17 protein-coding genes are annotated in these 17,528 nt (G+C 71.0%); 2 read left to right on the plus strand and 15 right to left on the minus strand.

Annotated elements, in window-relative coordinates; translation table 11 throughout:
• Nucleotides 1–102: 102 nt before the first annotated feature.
• From ABZV94_RS20690 to ABZV94_RS20715, 6 genes are all read right to left on the minus strand, one after another.
• The gene (locus ABZV94_RS20690; protein WP_356342151.1) at nt 103–1,107 is read right to left on the minus strand and encodes a WYL domain-containing protein; all 1,005 of its coding nucleotides are present in this window, start codon (nt 1,105–1,107) and stop codon (nt 103–105) included.
• 18 nt (nt 1,108–1,125) lie between these two features.
• Entirely contained in the window at nt 1,126–2,079 is a 954-nt protein-coding gene (locus tag ABZV94_RS20695; protein WP_356342153.1) for a WYL domain-containing protein, read from the minus strand.
• Between the two features lie 148 nt (nt 2,080–2,227).
• On the minus strand, nt 2,228–2,599 hold the full coding sequence (locus ABZV94_RS20700; RefSeq protein WP_030654003.1) for an FKBP-type peptidyl-prolyl cis-trans isomerase: 372 nt from the start codon (nt 2,597–2,599) through the stop codon (nt 2,228–2,230).
• Between the two features lie 87 nt (nt 2,600–2,686).
• On the minus strand, nt 2,687–3,691 hold the full coding sequence (locus ABZV94_RS20705; RefSeq protein WP_356342155.1) for an FKBP-type peptidyl-prolyl cis-trans isomerase: 1,005 nt from the start codon (nt 3,689–3,691) through the stop codon (nt 2,687–2,689).
• A 142-nt stretch (nt 3,692–3,833) separates the two neighbouring features.
• Nucleotides 3,834–5,195: a Pup--protein ligase gene (gene pafA, locus ABZV94_RS20710; RefSeq protein WP_171157931.1), complete on the minus strand. Its 1,362-nt coding sequence runs from the start codon at nt 5,193–5,195 to the stop codon at nt 3,834–3,836.
• Between the two features lie 9 nt (nt 5,196–5,204).
• Entirely contained in the window at nt 5,205–6,464 is a 1,260-nt protein-coding gene (locus ABZV94_RS20715; protein WP_356342157.1) for an MFS transporter, read from the minus strand.
• A 117-nt stretch (nt 6,465–6,581) separates the two neighbouring features.
• Between ABZV94_RS20715 and ABZV94_RS20720 the strand changes: the two genes are divergently transcribed.
• A complete protein-coding gene (locus ABZV94_RS20720) occupies nt 6,582–7,601 on the plus strand; it encodes a LacI family DNA-binding transcriptional regulator (protein WP_356342159.1) in 1,020 nt (339 codons plus the stop codon).
• 58 nt (nt 7,602–7,659) lie between these two features.
• Here ABZV94_RS20720 and prcA read toward each other — a convergent pair whose 3' ends face one another.
• The 6 genes from prcA to arc form a co-directional block, all read right to left on the minus strand.
• Nucleotides 7,660–8,415, minus strand: a complete 756-nt coding sequence (prcA, locus tag ABZV94_RS20725; RefSeq protein WP_356342161.1) for a proteasome subunit alpha — start codon at nt 8,413–8,415, stop codon at nt 7,660–7,662.
• 61 nt (nt 8,416–8,476) lie between these two features.
• The gene (gene prcB, locus ABZV94_RS20730; RefSeq protein WP_103812392.1) at nt 8,477–9,322 is read right to left on the minus strand and encodes a proteasome subunit beta; all 846 of its coding nucleotides are present in this window, start codon (nt 9,320–9,322) and stop codon (nt 8,477–8,479) included.
• Nucleotides 9,274–9,477 carry an endonuclease domain-containing protein gene (locus ABZV94_RS20735; RefSeq protein ID WP_356342178.1) on the minus strand — a complete coding sequence of 68 codons (204 nt, stop codon included), beginning with the start codon at nt 9,475–9,477 and terminating at the stop codon, nt 9,274–9,276. Before ABZV94_RS20735 ends, prcB begins: the two co-directional genes overlap by 49 nt.
• 144 nt (nt 9,478–9,621) lie before the next feature.
• Entirely contained in the window at nt 9,622–9,840 is a 219-nt protein-coding gene (locus ABZV94_RS20740) for a ubiquitin-like protein Pup (RefSeq protein WP_030608326.1), read from the minus strand.
• A 171-nt stretch (nt 9,841–10,011) separates the two neighbouring features.
• Nucleotides 10,012–11,523 (minus strand): depupylase/deamidase Dop, encoded by a 1,512-nt coding sequence (gene dop / locus ABZV94_RS20745; RefSeq protein WP_356342163.1) that lies wholly within the window; start codon nt 11,521–11,523, stop codon nt 10,012–10,014.
• Nucleotides 11,524–11,755: 232 nt separating this feature from the next.
• Complete coding sequence (arc, locus tag ABZV94_RS20750; protein ID WP_356342165.1) at nt 11,756–13,522, minus strand: proteasome ATPase; 1,767 nt, start codon at nt 13,520–13,522, stop codon at nt 11,756–11,758.
• Between the two features lie 521 nt (nt 13,523–14,043).
• On the opposite strand from arc, the gene ABZV94_RS20755 reads away from it, so the two are divergent.
• Nucleotides 14,044–14,346, plus strand: a complete 303-nt coding sequence (locus tag ABZV94_RS20755) for a ferredoxin (protein ID WP_356342167.1) — start codon at nt 14,044–14,046, stop codon at nt 14,344–14,346.
• Between the two features lie 7 nt (nt 14,347–14,353).
• Here ABZV94_RS20755 and ABZV94_RS20760 read toward each other — a convergent pair whose 3' ends face one another.
• From ABZV94_RS20760 to ABZV94_RS20770, 3 genes are all read right to left on the minus strand, one after another.
• Nucleotides 14,354–14,935 carry a hypothetical protein gene (locus tag ABZV94_RS20760; protein ID WP_356342169.1) on the minus strand — a complete coding sequence of 194 codons (582 nt, stop codon included), beginning with the start codon at nt 14,933–14,935 and terminating at the stop codon, nt 14,354–14,356.
• A 229-nt stretch (nt 14,936–15,164) separates the two neighbouring features.
• Nucleotides 15,165–16,067 (minus strand): tRNA (adenine-N1)-methyltransferase, encoded by a 903-nt coding sequence (locus ABZV94_RS20765; protein WP_356342171.1) that lies wholly within the window; start codon nt 16,065–16,067, stop codon nt 15,165–15,167.
• Nucleotides 16,068–16,204: 137 nt separating this feature from the next.
• Nucleotides 16,205–17,528, minus strand: a 1,324-nt coding sequence (locus ABZV94_RS20770; RefSeq protein ID WP_356342172.1) for a site-2 protease family protein, incomplete at its 5' end; no start/stop codon positions are given.

Genomic DNA, 17,528 nt, shown 5'->3' on the forward strand with positions numbered 1-17,528 from the left:
GCCGGTCGCTCCCCCGGGTTCCGGGCCTCGCCCGAAGCCGGGGGGACCGCCGTGGCGGCGGAGCCGCATAGTGACACAGCCCCGCCCCCTCCAGGGCCGCTTTCACCGCCCGCAGCCCGCCGACGGCTCCGTGTCGTACGCCGCCAACGCCTCCGCCGCCGCGCGCCGCGCGCTCTCGGCCAGCTCCGGCGGCGAGACGATCCGGCCGTCGGCGCCGAGCCGCAGCGCGAGGCGGCGCAGGGAGGCCGGGTCGGGGGTGCGCAGGGTGATACGCAGCCCGCCGTCGGGAAGCTCATCGGCGCTGTCGTGCGGGTAGTACTCGGCGACCCAGCGGCCGCCCGGGCCGACCTCGACCACGACCTCGGGGTCCTCGGCGGCCGGCTGCACCAGCCCCTCGGAGAGGTCGCGCAGCTCTATCTCGGGCGGCGCCGAGGGCGCGTCGAGGATCCTGATCTCCGCCACCCGGTCGAGGCGGAAGGTGCGCCGGGCCTCGGAGCGGCGGCACCAGGCCTCCACATAGGTGTGGCCGACGCTGACGAGGCGGATGGGGTCGATCTCCCGCTCGGTGACCTCGTCCCGGGCCGGGGAGTAGTAGCGGATCCACAGCCGGCGGCGCTCGGAGATCGCCCGGTCGACGTCGGCGAAGACCCCGCCCTCGGACTCGAAGGTCACCGACAGCCGGGAGCTGGCACCGGCGGCCTCACCGGCCGCGGCCTCCACCTTGGCGGTGGCCCGCAGCAGGGCCTGGCGGTCGCTCTCCCTGAGGCCGGGCAGGGTCGAGACCGCGCGGGCTGCGACCAGCAGCGCGGTGGCCTCGTCGGCGGCGAGCCGGAGCGGTTCGGCCGCCTCCTCGCCGAGCGCCGCCGGATTGTGCCACCAGATGCGCTCACCGTCGGTGTCGATGTCCAGCAGGTCGCCGCCGCGGAAGCTGGTGCCGCACATGGGCAGCAGATCCAGGTCGGCGACCAGCTCGTCCTCGGTGATGCCGAAGGCCCGCGCCACGTCGGCGATCCGGGCGCCGGGGCGCTCCCTCAGGTATGTCACCAGGGAGAGCATCCGCCGTGTCTGGTCGATGGCGTTGACGGTCCTGGCCGGTTTGACTGCCACAGTCCTGCCCCCTCCCCCTCAGCCCTTGGCCACGGCGCGCAGCCGGTCCACCACGTCGGCCCGCAGCTCGGCGGGCTCCAGGACCACCACGTCCGGCCCGAACTCCACCAGCCAGGCGTCCAGGCCGTGCCCGTACGGAATCTCCAACTCGTCCCAGCCGTCGTCGAGTTCCCGGACCTTGGTGGCCTTCGCCCGAAGGGGGTAACCGGCGCCCGAGCGCAGCCGGATCAGCGCGGACCGGTCGGCGATCTCGCCGGCCCAGCTCGCGACGGTCTCGCGCACGGTGACGACGTCCGGCACGGGCGCGGTGAAGCCCGTACCCCGGGAGCGGACCTTGCCGGTGATCCGGGAGAGCCGGAAGACACGCTCGGCACCCCGGTCGCGGTCGAAGCCGGCCAGGTACCAGTGGCCGCGCCAGCACTCCAGCGCCCACGGCTCGACGTGCCGGGGCTCGGGGCGGGCGGCGGAGGCCTTGCGGTAGTCGAAGACCACCGGGCGGCGGTCGCGGCAGGCCAGCATCAGCGGCTCGAAGGCGGCCTCGTGCACCGGGATGCGCGGCTCCAGGGCGCCGTGCGCCTCGTACGGGTCGACCTCCTCGGGCAGGCCGGCGGCGCGCAGCTTCTGCAGGGCGCCGCTGGCGGCCCCGGCCAGCCGGGCCTGCTGCCAGACCTTGGCGGCGAGGCCGAGGGCGGCGGCCTCCTCGGCGTCCAGGGTGATGGGGGGCAGGCGGTTGCTGTCGCGGCGGGCCAGGTAGCCGATCTCTCCGTCGAGGTTCTCGACGGTCTCGATGACCAGGCCCAGTTCCCGCAGGTCGTCCTTGTCCCGCTCGAACATGCGGTTGAAGGAGTCGTCACTGCCCGCTTCCAGGTAGGCCTCGATGGACTCGCGCAGCTCCCGCTTGCTGAGCGGCCGCCGCGTCCCGAGCAGACACAGCGCGAGGTTCATCAGCCGCTCGGCCTTGGCAATGGCCATCGACGCCCTTCGCCTTCCCTATGGTGCTTCTGACCGATGACCGTACCGCTCCGCGGGGCGGTGACAAAAGCCGAGGGCCCATGCCCGAGCAGGCATGGGCCCCAGGTGATCGGTTCCGGTCGGACCCGGCCGGTCGACCGGGCGCGGATCAGACGCCGAGCAGGTCGACCACGAAGATGAGGGTCTCGCCGGGCTTGATCGCCGGGGTCGGGCTCTGGTTGCCGTAGGCGAGGTGGGCGGGGATGGTCAGCTGGCGGCGGCCACCGACCTTCATGCCCTGCACGCCCTGGTCCCAGCCCTTGATGACCCGGCCGGCGCCCAGCGGGAAGCGGAACGGAGTGCCGCGGTTCCAGCTGGCGTCGAACTCCTCGCCGGTGCTGAAGGCGACGCCCACGTAGTGGACGGTGACGTTCTGGCCCGCCTGCGCGACCGGTCCGTCGCCCTCCCAGATGTCCTTGATCTCCAGGTCCGCCGGGGGCTCGCCGCCCGGGAAGTCGATCTCGGGCTTCTCGATGCTCACGTCAAAAGCTCCTGCTTGTGTACGACACGAAACGTGGACAGTCTTTCATCATCGCGGGGTTCCCGCCCGCCCCGGGCGTCCCGGGTGCTACATGGCCGCGAGGATGTCCACGGTGAACACGAGGGTGGCGCCCTTCTTGATCACTCCGCCGCTCGGCGGGTTGTCGCCGTAGCCCAGCTCCGGCGGGACGACGATCAGGACCCGGCTGCCGACCTTCTTGCCGGTCAGGCCCTGGGCGAGGCCCTTGACCGCCTGCTGCATCTGCTCCAGCGAGAACTGGCTGAGCCGCCCGGAGCCGTACGTCCGCTGGAAGGTCTTGCCGCCGTCCCAGACCAGGCCCTGGAACTGGCACAGGACCGTCTGGTCGGCCTTCAGCTCGGGCCCGTCGCCCTCCAGGACGTACTCCGACACGAGCTTCTTCGGCGGGTCGGTCTTCGGCACGGTGACCTTCGGCACCTGGCCGTCGGTGTTGGTGGCCACCTTCGGCAGGGCGGCGTCGTCCTGCGGGACCGGCTTGCCCTGGGCCGAGCTCTTGGAGTTGAAGGAGTCGATCAGGTCGATGACGAAGACGAGGGTGTCGGTGCCCTTGATGCCCGCCTGCGCGTTGCCCTCCTTGCCGTAGCCCCAGGTGGGCGGGACGGCCAGCTGGACGCGGCTGCCGGTCTTCTTGCCCGCGAGGCCGTACCGCCAGCCGTCGATGATGCCGCCCTGGGCGAGCTGGATGACGAGGGGGCGCTTGCGGTCGTAGGAGTTGTCGAAGACCTTGGCCGTGCTCCAGATCTGGCCGAGGTAGTTCGCCTGGATGAAGTCGTTCTCCGCGATCGTGCGGCCACTGCCCGCGATCAGCGTCTTCACCGCGAGGTTCTTCGACGGGTCGCCCGGTCCCTTGGCGACGGTCGGCTTCTCGCCGAACTTCGTGCCCGCCGTGACCGCCGGCAGCGGCCCGTCCACGATCTTGGGCGGGGGCACGGACGACGCCGAGGCCGACGGAGAGGCGCCGGTCTTGCTGGAGTCGGACTTGCCGTCACCGCATCCGGCGAGCGTGACCAGCCCTGCGGGAACGGCGGCGAGGAGGAGTGAGCGTCGGCGCACGGAAGAGCCTCGTAATCGGTCGATCTTGCGGATGGCGTGCGCGCAACTCTACGACTTGAGAAGGGCGCCGTACGGGAAACGTACGGCGCCCGTGTGGCGTTCCGGCATTTCGGTGCCGGAACGCTTGACCCACCAGCCGTGACTACATTCCGGCGATGAGCTTCTCCACCCGGTCGTCCACCGAACGGAACGGGTCCTTGCACAACACGGTGCGCTGTGCCTGGTCGTTGAGCTTGAGGTGCACCCAGTCGACCGTGAAGTCCCTGCGCTGTTCCTGTGCCCGCCGGATGAAGTCGCCGCGCAGCCGGGCGCGAGTGGTCTGCGGGGGAACCGACTTGCCCTCGAAGATCTTCAAGTCGTTGCAGACCCGGGCCGCTTGGCCCTTCTTCTCCAGCAGGTAGTACAGGCCACGACGGCGGTGGATGTCGTGGTAGGCGAGGTCTATCTGGGCGACCCGCGGGTGCGACATCGTCATGTTGTGCTTGGCCCGGTACCGCTCGATGAGCTTGTACTTCATGACCCAGTCGATCTCGGTCTCGATGCGGTCGAGTTCCTCGTTCTCGATCGCCTCCAGGGTGCGGCCCCACAGCTCCAGGACCTGCGCGACCGTGCCGGTGCGGATGCCCCGGCGGTCACAGAAGTCCACGGCCTTGTCGAAGTACTCGCGCTGCACCTCCAGCGCCGAGGCCTCCCGGCCGCTGGCCAGGCGCACCTTGCGCCGGCCGGTGATGTCGTGGCTGACCTCGCGGATCGCCCGGATCGGGTTCTCCAGGGTGAGGTCGCGCATCACGGTGCCGGCCTCGATCATGCGCAGCACCAGGTCGGTGGCGCCGACCTTGAGCAGCATCGTCGTCTCGGACATGTTCGAGTCGCCGACGATGACGTGCAGCCGGCGGTAGCGCTCGGCGTCCGCGTGGGGTTCGTCTCGGGTGTTGATGATGGGCCGGGAGCGGGTCGTCGCCGAGGAGACGCCCTCCCAGATGTGCTCCGCGCGCTGGCTGACGCAGTAGACGGCGCCGCGCGGGGTCTGGAGCACCTTGCCGGCGCCGCACAGCAGCTGCCGGGTGACGAGGAAGGGGATGAGGATGTCCGCGAGCCGCGAGAACTCCCCGTGCCGCGCCACCAGGTAGTTCTCGTGGCAGCCGTAGGAGTTGCCCGCCGAGTCGGTGTTGTTCTTGAAGAGGTAGACGTCGCCTGCGATTCCCTCCTCGTGCAGGCGTCGTTCCGCGTCCACCAGGAGTCCTTCGAGAATGCGCTCGCCGGCCTTGTCGTGGGTGACCAGTTCGATCACGTTGTCACATTCGGGGGTCGCGTATTCCGGATGTGAGCCCACGTCGAGATAGAGCCGGGCGCCGTTTCGCAGAAAGACATTGCTGCTGCGGCCCCATGACACGACACGGCGGAAGAGGTACCGCGCCACCTCGTCAGGAGACAGGCGGCGCTGTCCCCTGAACGTGCACGTGACGCCGTACTCGTTCTCCAGCCCGAAAATGCGGCGGTCCATGAGGGAACATTACGCCCGATCCCCCGAGCTGAAACGGGGTTCGGCAGCACGATTTGGATCATTTTCCGATGAAGCCGCAACGATCCCGCCCCGCGCGGGAGCTGCGAGGACCCGTCCGGTGGCGAGCAGGACCAGCAGCGACACGGCCCCGGCGGCACCCGGCAGCGCGAAGCCCCACAGGGTGCCACCGGCCTGGACCACGGGCCCTGCCAGCCCCGTTCCGGCCGAGGCGCCCACGGTGAACGTCGTCACGAGCCAGGAGAACGCCTCGGTGACGGTCCCGCTCGGCGCGTGCCGGTCGACGATGATGAACGCGCAGGCGATGCAGGGCGCCAGGAACACACCGGCGACCACGCTGAGCACCACCATGGCCACCGGGCCCGGCACCAGCATCAGCGGCAGGTAACAGACCGCCAGAAGGGCCACCAGCACTCTGAGTCGCCGTTCGGGTGCGCCGCCCCACGCGCGGGCCCCGTAGACGGTCCCGCCGGCCAGCGCCCCGAGGCCCAGCCCGGCCATCATCCAGCCGTACACCGCGTCGCCGCCGTGACCGTCCGCGTACGACACCGAGGCGACCGTGATGGAGCCCAGCGCGATGCCGACGAACAGGAAGGCGGCGAGCAGCGCGAGCAGGCCCGGGGAGCGCAGGGCGCCCAGCCAGTGGGCCTCGCGCGGGGCCGAGCGCCACGCGCGCGAGGGCGGCGAGAGGACCACGGAGAGCGCGCCGAGCACGCCCACCAGGTTGAGCGCGAGCAGGGCGGCGCGCTCGTCCCACAGGGCCACGCACAGGGTCACCAGCAGCGGGCCGACGGTGAACATGACCTCCTGGGCGATGGCGTCCATGGCGTACGCGGTGTGCACCTGCTCCTCGCGGCCCAGCACGGACGGCCACAGGGCGCGCAGACCCCCCTCCAGGGGCGGGGTGAACAGGCCGGCCGCCGCCACGGTGGCGTAGGCGAGCGGCAGCGGGGCGGTGCCCGAGAACGCGAAGAGGGTCATGGCGAGGGCGGCGAGGACCGCCGCGGGCAGCTGGACGCGCGGCTGGCCGTACAGGTCGACGAGGCGGCCCAGCACCGGCTGGCCGACGGCGTTGGCGACGCCGTACACGGCGGCGAGGGCGCCGGCGAGGGTGTAGCTGCCGCCCTCGGCGCGGACGAAGAGCACCAGGGCGATGGCGGCGGTGGCGTTGGGCAGCCGGCCCACCAGGGTGCCGGTGAGCAGCCGCAGGGCGTGCCTCGCCCTCAGGATGTCCAGGTATCCCGTGGCCATGTGCTGCCCTCCGTGGCTCGCCGGGACGCGGTGACGACCCGAAGTGTTACGTATAACGTCCCGCTTCATACGTACCATGTGCGCTGTTCGCACGTCCAGACGACCGGGAGTCAAGTGGTGGCCCGCAGCAGCACGCGCCCGACCAGCCGGGACGTCGCCCAGGCGGCCGGGGTCTCCCAGGCGGCCGTCTCGCTCGTCCTGGGCGACAAGTGGCGCGGCCGGGTCTCGGAGACCACCGCCGAACGCGTCCGGGCGGCCGCGCGCGAGCTGGGCTACCGCCCCAACCTCGCCGCCCGCAACCTCCGCCTGGGCCGCACCCGTACCGTGCTGCTCGTGGTGCCCGCGCTGACCACGGAGTTCTTCGCCGGCGTCTACACCGGCGCCGCGCGGGTGGCGGCCGAACACGGCTTCGGCGTGGTGCTCTACCCCTCCCCCGAGGGCGTCGGCCCGGCCCGCGACCCCTTCGCCTCCGCGCAGGCCGCCCTGGACGGCGTCATCGCCTCCTCCATGGCCGCCGACGCGCTCACCGCGATCCGGGGCGACCAGCTGCCCCTCGTCATGCTCGACAGCGACCCGGCGGGCAGCCTGGGCGCCGCGACCGTGAACCTGGACATCGCCGACGGCGTCCGGCAGGTCGCCGCGCACCTGCTGGCCCTCGGCCACCGCCGCGTGCTGCACCTCGCGGCCGACGTGCCTTCCTGGACCTTCGAGGTCCGCGCGAGGGAGCTGGCCGCGCGCCTGGCCGCCGTGCCGGGCACCGAGGTCCGCACGGCACGGGCCCCGATCTCCATCGAGGGCGCGCTCGCCGCCACCGAGGCGGCACTCGCCGCGCCCGGCCCCCGCCCCACGGCGGTGGTCTGCGACGACGACAAGCTCGCCGCCGGCGCCTACAAGGCGCTGCGCCGCCTCGGCCTGCGCGTCCCGGACGACATGTCCGTCACCGGTCTGGACGACCTGGCCCTGGCCACCGCGCTCGACCCCGAGCTGACGACGGTACGGCTGGACGCCGAGCTGTTCGGGGAACGGGGCATGCGAGCCCTGCTGGCGGTCCTCGAGGGCCGGGAACCGGAGGGCGGGGACATCCCCGTCGAACTGGTCGTCCGGGGCTCCACGGCGCCGCCACGCGCGTTCCCGTGAAAAGCCGGGTGCCCCGGCCGGAGATCCGGCCGGGGCACCCGGCTTTTCACGCGCGCGGCTACTCCTCCTCGGAGTCCTCGGAGCCGGCCGCGCTCTCCGCTTCCGTGCTCGCCCCGTCAGCCGCCAGCAGACGGGCGAGCTGGCGGCCGACGATGCGCTTGAACTTGCGCTTCTGCGGGCGCGTGCGGTCCAGGACGGCGACCTCCAGGCGCTCCGCGGGGATCTCCCGCTCGCTGCCGTTGGTGTCCCGGGACAGGGCCTGCACCGCCAGCTTGAGGGCCTCCGCGAGGCTCATGCCGTCACGGTGGCGCTGGTCGAGGAAGCTGCTGATCTGCTCGGCGTTGCCGCCCACGGCGACCGAGCCGTGCTCGTCCACGATGGAACCGTCGTGCGGCAGCCGGTAGATCTGGTCGCCCTCGGGGGTCTCCCCCACCTCGGCCACCACCAGCTCCACCTCGTACGGCTTCTCGGCCGCGGAGGAGAAGATCGTGCCCAGCGTCTGGGCGTAGACGTTGGCCAGACCGCGGGCGGTGACGTCGTCGCGGTCGTAGGTGTAGCCGCGCAGGTCGGCGTAGCGGACACCGCCGATGCGCAGGTTCTCGTACTCGTTGTACTTGCCGGCCGCCGCGAAGCCGATCCGGTCGTAGATCTCGCTGAACTTGTGCAGCGCGCGGGACGGGTTCTCGCCGACGAAGACGATGCCGTCGGCGTACTGCAGCACGACCAGGCTGCGGCCACGGGCGATGCCCTTGCGGGCGTACTCCGCCCGGTCGGCCATGGCCTGCTGGGGTGAGACATAGAACGGCGTCGACACCGGTTATCCGTCCCTTTCTGTCATGGTCACTGGATCACCTTGATAAGAACCGGGCCCGCGCTCAGAGCAGGGCGGCCTTGGGGCCGTCGGGCTCCTCCAGGCGCTTCTGGAGCACCGCGCGGGCGATCTCGGACGCCTCGTCCTCGGTGAGCCTGCGGAAGCCGTCCTCGGTGATCACGGTGATGATCGGGTAGATCCGGCGGGCGACATCGGGACCGCCGGTCGCCGAGTCGTCGTCAGCCGCGTCATAGAGGGCCTGCACCACGAGGGTGGTGGCCTGCTCCTCGGTCAGGTCGTCACGGAACAGCTTCTTCATCGCACCGCGCGCGAAGATCGAGCCGGAGCCCGTCGCCGCGAAGTTGTGCTCCTCGGAACGGCCGCCCGTGACGTCGTAGGAGAAGATGCGCCCCTTCTCGCGGTCCAGGTCGTACCCAGCGAAGAGGGGGACCACGGCGAGGCCCTGCATGGCCATGCCGAGGTTGGAACGGATCATGGTGGACAGCCGGTTCGCCTTGCCCTCCAGGGACAGCTGGGCGCCCTCGACCTTCTCGAAGTGCTCCAGCTCCAGCTGGAAGAGCTTGACCATCTCGACGGCCAGGCCGGCGGTGCCGGCGATGCCGACGGCCGAGTACTCGTCCGCCGGGAACACCTTCTCGATGTCACGCTGCGCGATCACATTGCCCATCGTGGCCCGGCGGTCACCGGCGAGCACCACGCCGCCGGGGAACGTCACGGCCACGATGGTCGTGCCGTGCGGCGCCTCGATCACGCCCTTCGTGGGCGGCAGCTGCCGGTTGCCGGGCAGCAGCTCGGGCTGGTGCTCGGCGAGGAAGTCCATGAACGAAGAGGATCCTGGCGTCAGGAAGGCAGCTGGTAGACGCCCGGTGCCACGAGAGTTGGCTTCCACGAGGTTCCTTCCAAGTAGGCAACGGCACGACGGCCAACCTCGGGGTCGCCCCTCAATTTGCCGATGGCCGAGTTGCAGTTGAAGCACAGTACGCCACGGACACTACCCGCCTTGTGGCAGTGATCCACATGCATGGACGGGGGGTCCGGACACATCACACAGAGCCCGTGCCCAGCGGCGGCCACCGCACCGGACGAACGCTGCCCACGGCTTGCCTTGCATGCACCGCGAGCAGCGCTTCACGCCCTCAGTTGCCAACCCGAGCCCCCCGCAACCTTCGATTCGAAGGCCAGACTGGTCTACTGGCCGCCCTTCTGAACGAAGGAGCGCACGAAGTCCTCGGCGTTCTCTTCGAGCACGTCGTCGATCTCGTCCAGCACGGAGTCCACGTCGTCCGACAGCTTCTCGTGCCGCTCCTTGAGGTCCTCCGAGGCCTGCGCGTCCTGCGCCTGCTCCTCGACCTCCTCGGTGGAGCGCGTGGCCTTCTGCTGGCCGCCGCCCGTGTCCTTGGTCGCCATAACCCTCACCCCGCTCAGTTCGCCTGCCGATCGGTGATGATCAGACCCTACAAGCCGGGTCCGACATCGGCCCCGCAGTTTCTGCAACGTACGGGGGCCACCCCGATGATTCCCGGACGGTGGGGTTTCCACCCCGGCCGCCCGGGCGCACCGAGTACCCCCTGGCTCCGCTCACCCGCCGGACAGGACCCTGACCAGGTCTTCCGCGGTTCGGCAGCGGTCCAGGAGCTCCTTGACGTGATTTCGCGTTCCGCGTAGCGGTTCCAGGGTTGGAACGCGCTGGAGCGAGTCGCGGCCGGGGAGGTCGAAGATGACCGAGTCCCAGGAGGCGGCCGCGACGTCGTCCGCGTACTGCTCCAGGCAGCGTCCGCGGAAGTACGCGCGCGTGTCCTCCGGCGGCTTCGTACGGGCCCTGTCGACCTCGGACTCGTCCAGGAGCCGCTTCATGCGTCCCCGGGCCACCAGGCGGTTGTACAGGCCCTTCTCGGCGCGCACGTCGGCGTACTGGAGGTCGACCAGGTGCAGCCGCGCCGCGTCCCAGTCCAGGTCGTCGCGGCGGCGGTAGCCCTCCATCAGCTCCCGCTTGGCGACCCAGTCCAGCTCGCCGGCCAGGCTCATCGGGTCGTTCTCCAGCCGCGTGAGGGTGTCCTCCCAGCGGCTGAGGACGTCCTTGGTCTGGTCGTCGGCGTCCGCGCCGAAGCGCTCCTCGACGTACTTGCGGGCCAGCTCGAAGTACTCCATCTGCAACTGGACCGCGGTGAGGGTGCGCCCGCTGCGCAGGGTGACCAGGCGCTTGAGGGACGGGTCGTGCGAGACCTGGTGGAGGGTGCGCACCGGCTGGTCGACGGCGAGGTCGACGGCGATGAAGCCGTCCTCGATCATGGACAGGACCAGGGCGGTCGTGCCCAGCTTGAGGTACGTCGAGATCTCGGAGAGGTTCGCGTCGCCGATGATCACGTGCAGCCGGCGGTACTTCTCGGCGTCCGCGTGCGGCTCGTCCCGGGTGTTGATGATCGGCCGCTTCAGCGTGGTCTCCAGGCCGACCTCGACCTCGAAGTAGTCCGCGCGCTGGCTGAGCTGGAAGCCGTGCTCGTGCCCGTCCTGGCCGATGCCGACGCGGCCGGCTCCGGCGAAGACCTGGCGGGAGACGAAGAAGGGCGTGAGGTGGCGCACGATGTCCGAGAACGGGGTCTCCCGCTTCATCAGGTAGTTCTCGTGCGTGCCGTAGGAGGCGCCCTTGTTGTCGGTGTTGTTCTTGTAGAGGTGGATCGGCTGCGCGCCGGGCAGCTGCGCGGCCCGCTCGGCGGCCTCGGCCATGATCCGCTCGCCCGCCTTGTCCCAGAGGACGGCGTCGCGGGGGTTGGTGACCTCGGGCGCGCTGTACTCGGGGTGGGCGTGGTCGACGTAGAGGCGCGCACCGTTGGTGAGGATCACATTGGCCAGCCCGATGTCCTCATCGGTGAGCTGGCTGGCGTCGGCGGCCTCCCGGGCGAGGTCGAAGCCTCGCGCGTCGCGCAGCGGGTTCTCCTCCTCGAAGTCCCAGCGGGCCCGGCGGGCCCGGTGCATCGCCGCCGCGTAGGCGTTGACGATCTGGGACGAGGTGAGCATGGCATTGGCGTTCGGGTGGCCGGGGACGGAGATCCCGTACTCCGTCTCGATGCCCATTACTCGCCGTACGGTCATGCGGCCCTCCTTGCCCGGCGGCACCCTCGGTCGTGGGCGCCGCTCACATACCGCTGGCGCTCCGGTGCGTGTGCGGTGCCCGTCCCCGCACGGCGCGACTCGGCGGCAGGAACGAGCCTAGAACGCCTTTGCGCTGGTGGGGAGATCATTTGCGTCATTGGCTGCTCCGGTCGTGGCCCGAAAAACAGTCGGCTGCGGGTACCCACTGAGGGCACCCGCAGCCGCCCTGCCGTTACAGGTACTGACCGGTGTTCGCCACCGTGTCGATGGAGCGTCCGGTGTCCGCGCCCTGCTTTCCGGTGATGAGCGTGCGGATGTACACGATCCGCTCGCCCTTCTTTCCGGAGATCCGGGCCCAGTCGTCCGGGTTGGTGGTGTTGGGCAGGTCCTCGTTCTCCTTGAACTCGTCCACGCAGGCCTGGAGCAGGTGGGAGACGCGGAGACCCTTCTGGCTCTTCTCCAGGAAGTCCTTGATCGCCATCTTCTTGGCGCGGCCCACGATGTTCTCGATCATGGCGCCGGAGTTGAAGTCCTTGAAGTAGAGGACTTCCTTGTCGCCGTTGGCGTAGGTGACCTCCAGGAAGCGGTTCTCCTCGGATTCGGCGTACATGTGCTCGACCGCGGTCTGGATCATGCCCTGGACCGTGGCGCCCTTGTCGCCGCCGTGTTCCGCGAGGTCGTCCGCGTGCAGCGGCAGACGCTCGGTGAGGTACTTGCCGAAGATGTCCTTCGCCGCCTCCGCGTCCGGGCGCTCGATCTTGATCTTCACGTCGAGCCGGCCGGGGCGCAGGATGGCGGGGTCGATCATGTCCTCGCGGTTGGAGGCGCCGATCACGACCACGTTCTGCAGGCCCTCCACGCCGTCGATCTCGGCGAGCAGCTGCGGGACGATGGTGTTCTCCACGTCCGAGCTGACACCGGAGCCGCGGGTGCGGAAGAGGGACTCCATCTCGTCGAAGAAGACGATCACGGGGGTGCCCTCGCTGGCCTTCTCACGCGCACGCTGGAAGACGAGGCGGATCTGCCGCTCGGTCTCGCCGACGTACTTGTTGAGCAGCTCGGGACCCTTGATGTTCAGGAAGAAGCTCTTGCCGGCGGCCTGGCCGGTGACCTCGGCGACCTTCTTGGCCAGCGAGTTCGCCACGGCCTTGGCGATCAGCGTCTTGCCGCATCCGGGCGGGCCGTAGAGGAGGACGCCCTTGGGCGGGCGCAGCTCGTGCTCCTTGAACAGGTCCGGGTAGAGGTACGGCAGCTCGACCGCGTCGCGGATGGCCTCGATCTGGTTGCCGAGACCGCCGATCTGCTCGTAGCCGATGTCGGGGACCTCTTCGAGGACCAGTTCCTCGACCTCGCTCTTGGGCACGACCTCGTAGACGTAGCCGGAGCGGGGTTCGAGCAGGAGCGCGTCGCCGGCGCGGATGGTGACGTCCAGCAGCGGCTCGGCGAGCCGTACCACCCGCTCCTCGTCGGTGTGGCCCAGTACCAGGGCGCGCTCGCCGTCCTCCAGGATCTCCTTGAGGGTGACGATGTCACCGACGCGCTCGAACTCCATGGCCTCGACCACGTTGAGCGCCTCGTTGAGCATGACCTCCTGGCCGCGCCGCAGCTCGTCGAGCTCGACGCTGGGGCTGACGTTCACCCGGAGCTTGCGGCCGCCGGTGAAGATGTCGGCGGTGCCGTCCTCGTTGGCCTGGAGGAAGACACCGAAGCCGGCCGGCGGCTGGGCGAGCCGGTCGACTTCCTCCTTGAGGGCCACGATCTGGTCGCGGGCCTCACGGAGGGTGTTGGCCAGTCGTTCGTTCTGGGCGGACACGCCGGCCAGGTTGGTCTGCAGCTCGACGATCCGCTCTTCGAGAATCCTCGTGTGGCGCGGAGAGTCGGCGAGCTTGCGGCGCAGGACGGCGATCTCCTGCTCAAGGTAGGCGATCTGCCCGGCCGGGTCGTCGGACCCGCGTCCCGGGCGGATGCCGCGGTTCATGTCGTCGTCGTGGGCTGCCACGGTCCTCACCTCCTCCAAGGGGAGCTGGACGCTTCCAGACCCTACCTGGGCTGGTGTCGATTGAAACCCCTAGATCACAAAGACTGTCAAGGTGTGTCGTCGGTCACCCGGTGCACACTCCCTCGCACGGAGGGGATACCCACTCAACGTGAAGGGAAAGCAGCTTGTTCCATGCATGGCGTGGTCGAATCCCTTCATTACTGACCGGAGTTGTCCGCACCCGACCGATCGGCCCGTTTTCGGGCAGCACGCGGAGCGCTCGTACGATCATCACGCAGAGCGACGGCGTCGGCGGGTCGTGTCACCGCCGTGGCGGCCTGAAGTGATCGACCCGGCCGCCGGGGAACCCCTTTCCCGGTCCGGCGCTGGTACCCGACCGGACCGGACCGGAAACCCCGAACCGCGTGCCACGCGGCGGCAAACCGGGCGGAGGTAGGGTCGAGGGTGTTCAACAGCCGCTGGAGCGGACCCGGCTGGCCCTCGGGGTGCCGGAACCGCCCGGCGAACCGACGGCAGGAGAGATGACCGTGCAGCAGGAGGCCCCGGACGGCGAGGCGCTGGAGGTCTGGATCGACCAGGACCTGTGTACCGGCGACGGGATCTGCGCCCAGTACGCCCCGGAGGTGTTCGAGCTGGACATCGACGGGCTGGCCTATGTGAAGGGCCCGGACGACGAGCTGCTCCAGGCCCCCGGGGCGACCGCGCCGGTGCCGCTGCCGCTGCTGACCGACGTGGTGGACTCGGCGAAGGAGTGTCCCGGCGACTGCATCCACGTGCGCCGGGTTTCGGACAAGGTCGAGGTCTACGGGCCCGACGCGGAGTGAGCCCGGTTCAGACGCTCCGGGCCCCGGCCGGGGTGGAGCGGAGGAAGGCGTTGCCGTTCCACCGCCATGAGGCGGGGGTCTTCACATCGGGGCAGCAACTGGGCACGGCGTCCGAGGAGTAGCCGAGCAGCGTGGCGGAGACCGCACGCGCGCGCAGCGCGAAGTCGGTGACCGTGAGCCGCTCCTTCGGCTCCACGAGGGTGGCGACCACCCGTGGCGTGCCGCCGTCCGCGGAGCGGGTCAGGACGTACACCCCGTCGGGCGGGGTGCCCATGGGGGCGTCGCAGTGCACCACCGCGACGGTCTCCGGTCTGCCGTCGCCGTCCAGGTCCCCGGTGGCCTTCTTGGCGACCACCGCCTTGACGGGGCCGCAGTCCAGCGGGAACCGCACACCGGACGTGCTCGGCGGCGCGACGGCCGCGGCGGCGGACCTGCCCTTGGCGGCGGGGGCGGACTGGGCGGCCGTGGCCGATCCGGGCTGGACGACGGAGGAGAGGGCCACGACACCCGCGACGGCCGTGGCGGTGGCGACCCAGTGGATGGGCCGGGTCTGGGTGTGCGCGAGCTCCGGAACGGCGGAATGCTGCACGAGGAGCGTCTCCTGTGAGGGCTGTGCCGGTGGGATGGGCTGCATGGTGCCACACGTCACAGTGCGCGGGAACGCCGGGGTCCGGGATTCCCGGCCGGATTCCGCGCAGGCCGCGCGCGAGGGAGGCTCCACGCCGGTGCCGTGCCAACGGAAGGGCGCCGTGCCCGAGTTCCCGGATGCGGCCGGGAACTCGGGCACGGCGCCCTCGCGTTGTATCGGCGGCGGCCGGTCAGCGGCCGGCGCCGCCGTCGGCGTTCGGCCCGGCGTAGTCCTCGCCGTAGGCGCCCTTGGCGGGGCGGCGGCGGCGCATGGGCGGCTCGACGCCGTCCGCGAGGCGGCGGGCGGTGAGCAGGAAGCCGGTGTGGCCGATCATCCGGTGGTCCGGGCGGACGGCCAGGCCCTCGATGTGCCAGTTGCGGATCATGGTCTCCCAGGCGGTCGGCTCGTTGAAGCAGCCGATCTCCCGGATGGACTCCACGGTCCGGGCGAGCTGGGTGGTGGTGGCCACGTAGCAGCACAGGATGCCGCCCGGGACGAGCGCCTTGGAGACGGCCTCCAGGCACTCCCAGGGGGCGAGCATGTCGAGGATGACGCGGTCGACGTCGGTGTCGGACAGGTTGTCCTGGAGGTCGCCGACGGTGAGCTGCCAGGAGGGGTGCGGGCCGCCGAAGTAGCGCTCCACGTTCTGCCGGGCGATGTCGGCGAAGTCCTCGCGGCGCTCGTAGGAGTGCAGCATGCCCTGGTCGCCGATGGCCCGCAGCAGGAAGCTGCTGAGCGAGCCCGAGCCGACGCCGGCCTCCACGACGCGGGCGCCGGGGAAGATGTCGGCGAAGGCGAGGATCTGCCCCGCGTCCTTCGGGTAGACGACGGCTGCCCCGCGGGGCATGGACAGGACGTAGTCGGGGAGCAGGGGGCGCAGCGCGAGGTAGGCGACGTTGCCGGTGGTCCGGACAACGCTGCCCTCGGGAGCGCCGATCAGTTCGTCGTGCGGGAAGGAACCCTTGTGGGTGTGGAAGTTCTTCCCGGCTTCGAGCGTGAACGTGTAGTGGCGACCCTTGGGGTCGGTCAGCTGTACCTGGTCCCCGACCTTGAAGGGCCCGCGCCTGCGGGCGGCACCGGTCGGTTCGGACATGTGACCAGCGTACCGGGTCCCTGCCGGGGGCTTGACCGACGGAGGGTGCGGGGGCGGGCGCCGGTGCGGAAGGCACGGGCCGGGGCTGGGTGCGCGGTCCCCCGCGCCCCGCGGCGGCGCACCGGCTCCGGCCGCTGTCAGACCGGCCTCGCCATGGCCCTCACGAAGGCTCGCTCCACGTCGGCGGCGGACAGGACGCCGTAGATCTCGCCGGTCTCCTCCACCACCAGGTACTCGGTGGCCGGGGTGGCGCGCAGCACGTCCAGCAGTTCCTCGCCGGCCAGCTCGGCGGAGACCCGCATGCCGTCGGTCAGCTCCTGGGCGAGGCCGCTGACGGCCACCCAGGGGCGGCGGTGCTCGGGTACGCCCACGATGGCGGCCTCCCGGACCAGCGAGAGCGGGTTGCCGTCGGCGTCGACCACGACCAGGGCGCGGGCCCCGGCGGCGTTGGCGCGGCGCAGCGCCTCGGAGAGCGGGGTGTCGTTCTCCACCGGCACGGCCCGCCGGGTGAGGGCGCGGGCGCGCAGCTCGGGGAGGTGTTCGCGCAGCCGGGCCATGCGCAGGCTGTTGCCGGCGCCGGTCCAGATGATCGCGGCGAGGATGGCGGCGAGCAGGGCATCGGTGACGGTGTCCATGCCGCCCACGTCCTCGCCGCTGCCGCCGAGGGCACCGGACTGGTTGAGCAGGGGCAGGCCGATCAGGACGGAGACGGCGAGGGCGCGGCCGACCCAGGCGGCGGCGACCGTGCCGGTCATCGGCTTGCCGCTGAGCTTCCAGACGACGGCGCGGAGCATGCGGCCGCCGTCCAGCGGGAGGCCGGGCAGGAGGTTGAAGATCGCCACGATGAGGTTGGAGACCATCAGCCCGGCCAGCAGGACACCGGGCACGGTGCCGGGCTCCACGGGCTTCATGGCGAGGTAGAACAGGCCGGCCAGGGCCAGGGAGAGCAGCGGGCCGACGAAGGCCAGCACGAACTCCCGGCCCGGGGTCTCGGCCTCCTTCTCGATCTCCGAGACGCCGCCGAAGAACTGGAGCTGGATGCGGCGGACCGGGAGCTTGAAGCGGATCGCCGCGACCGTGTGGGCCAGCTCGTGAACCAGGACGGAGGCGTAGAAGGCGACCGCGAAGAAGAGGGAGACCAGGTAGCGGGCCGCACCCAGCTCGGGCAGCACGCGGTCGAGCTGGCCGCCGAAGACCCAGGTGATCAGCGCGGCGACGAGGAACCAGCTGGGCGCGACGTAGACGGGCACGCCGAAGGGGCGCCCCATGAGGATGCCGCCGCCGGGCTCCTTGGGCCGCGGCTCGGGCGGCTCACCCTTGGCGATGCCGGAGTGGGCGAGGGAACGGTGCTCGGGGGCGTCGGCGTGGTGCGTGGGGGCCTGGCTGGAACCGGGGGTCTCGTCGGGGGCCTGGTGCTGCGGGGCGCGGGGGTCCGGCTCGGTGGGGGCCCCGCCACCGGNC

Origin of the sequence: Streptomyces sp. NPDC004658 (assembly GCF_040609555.1) — a bacterium.
Taxonomy (GTDB): Bacteria; Actinomycetota; Actinomycetes; order Streptomycetales; family Streptomycetaceae; genus Streptomyces.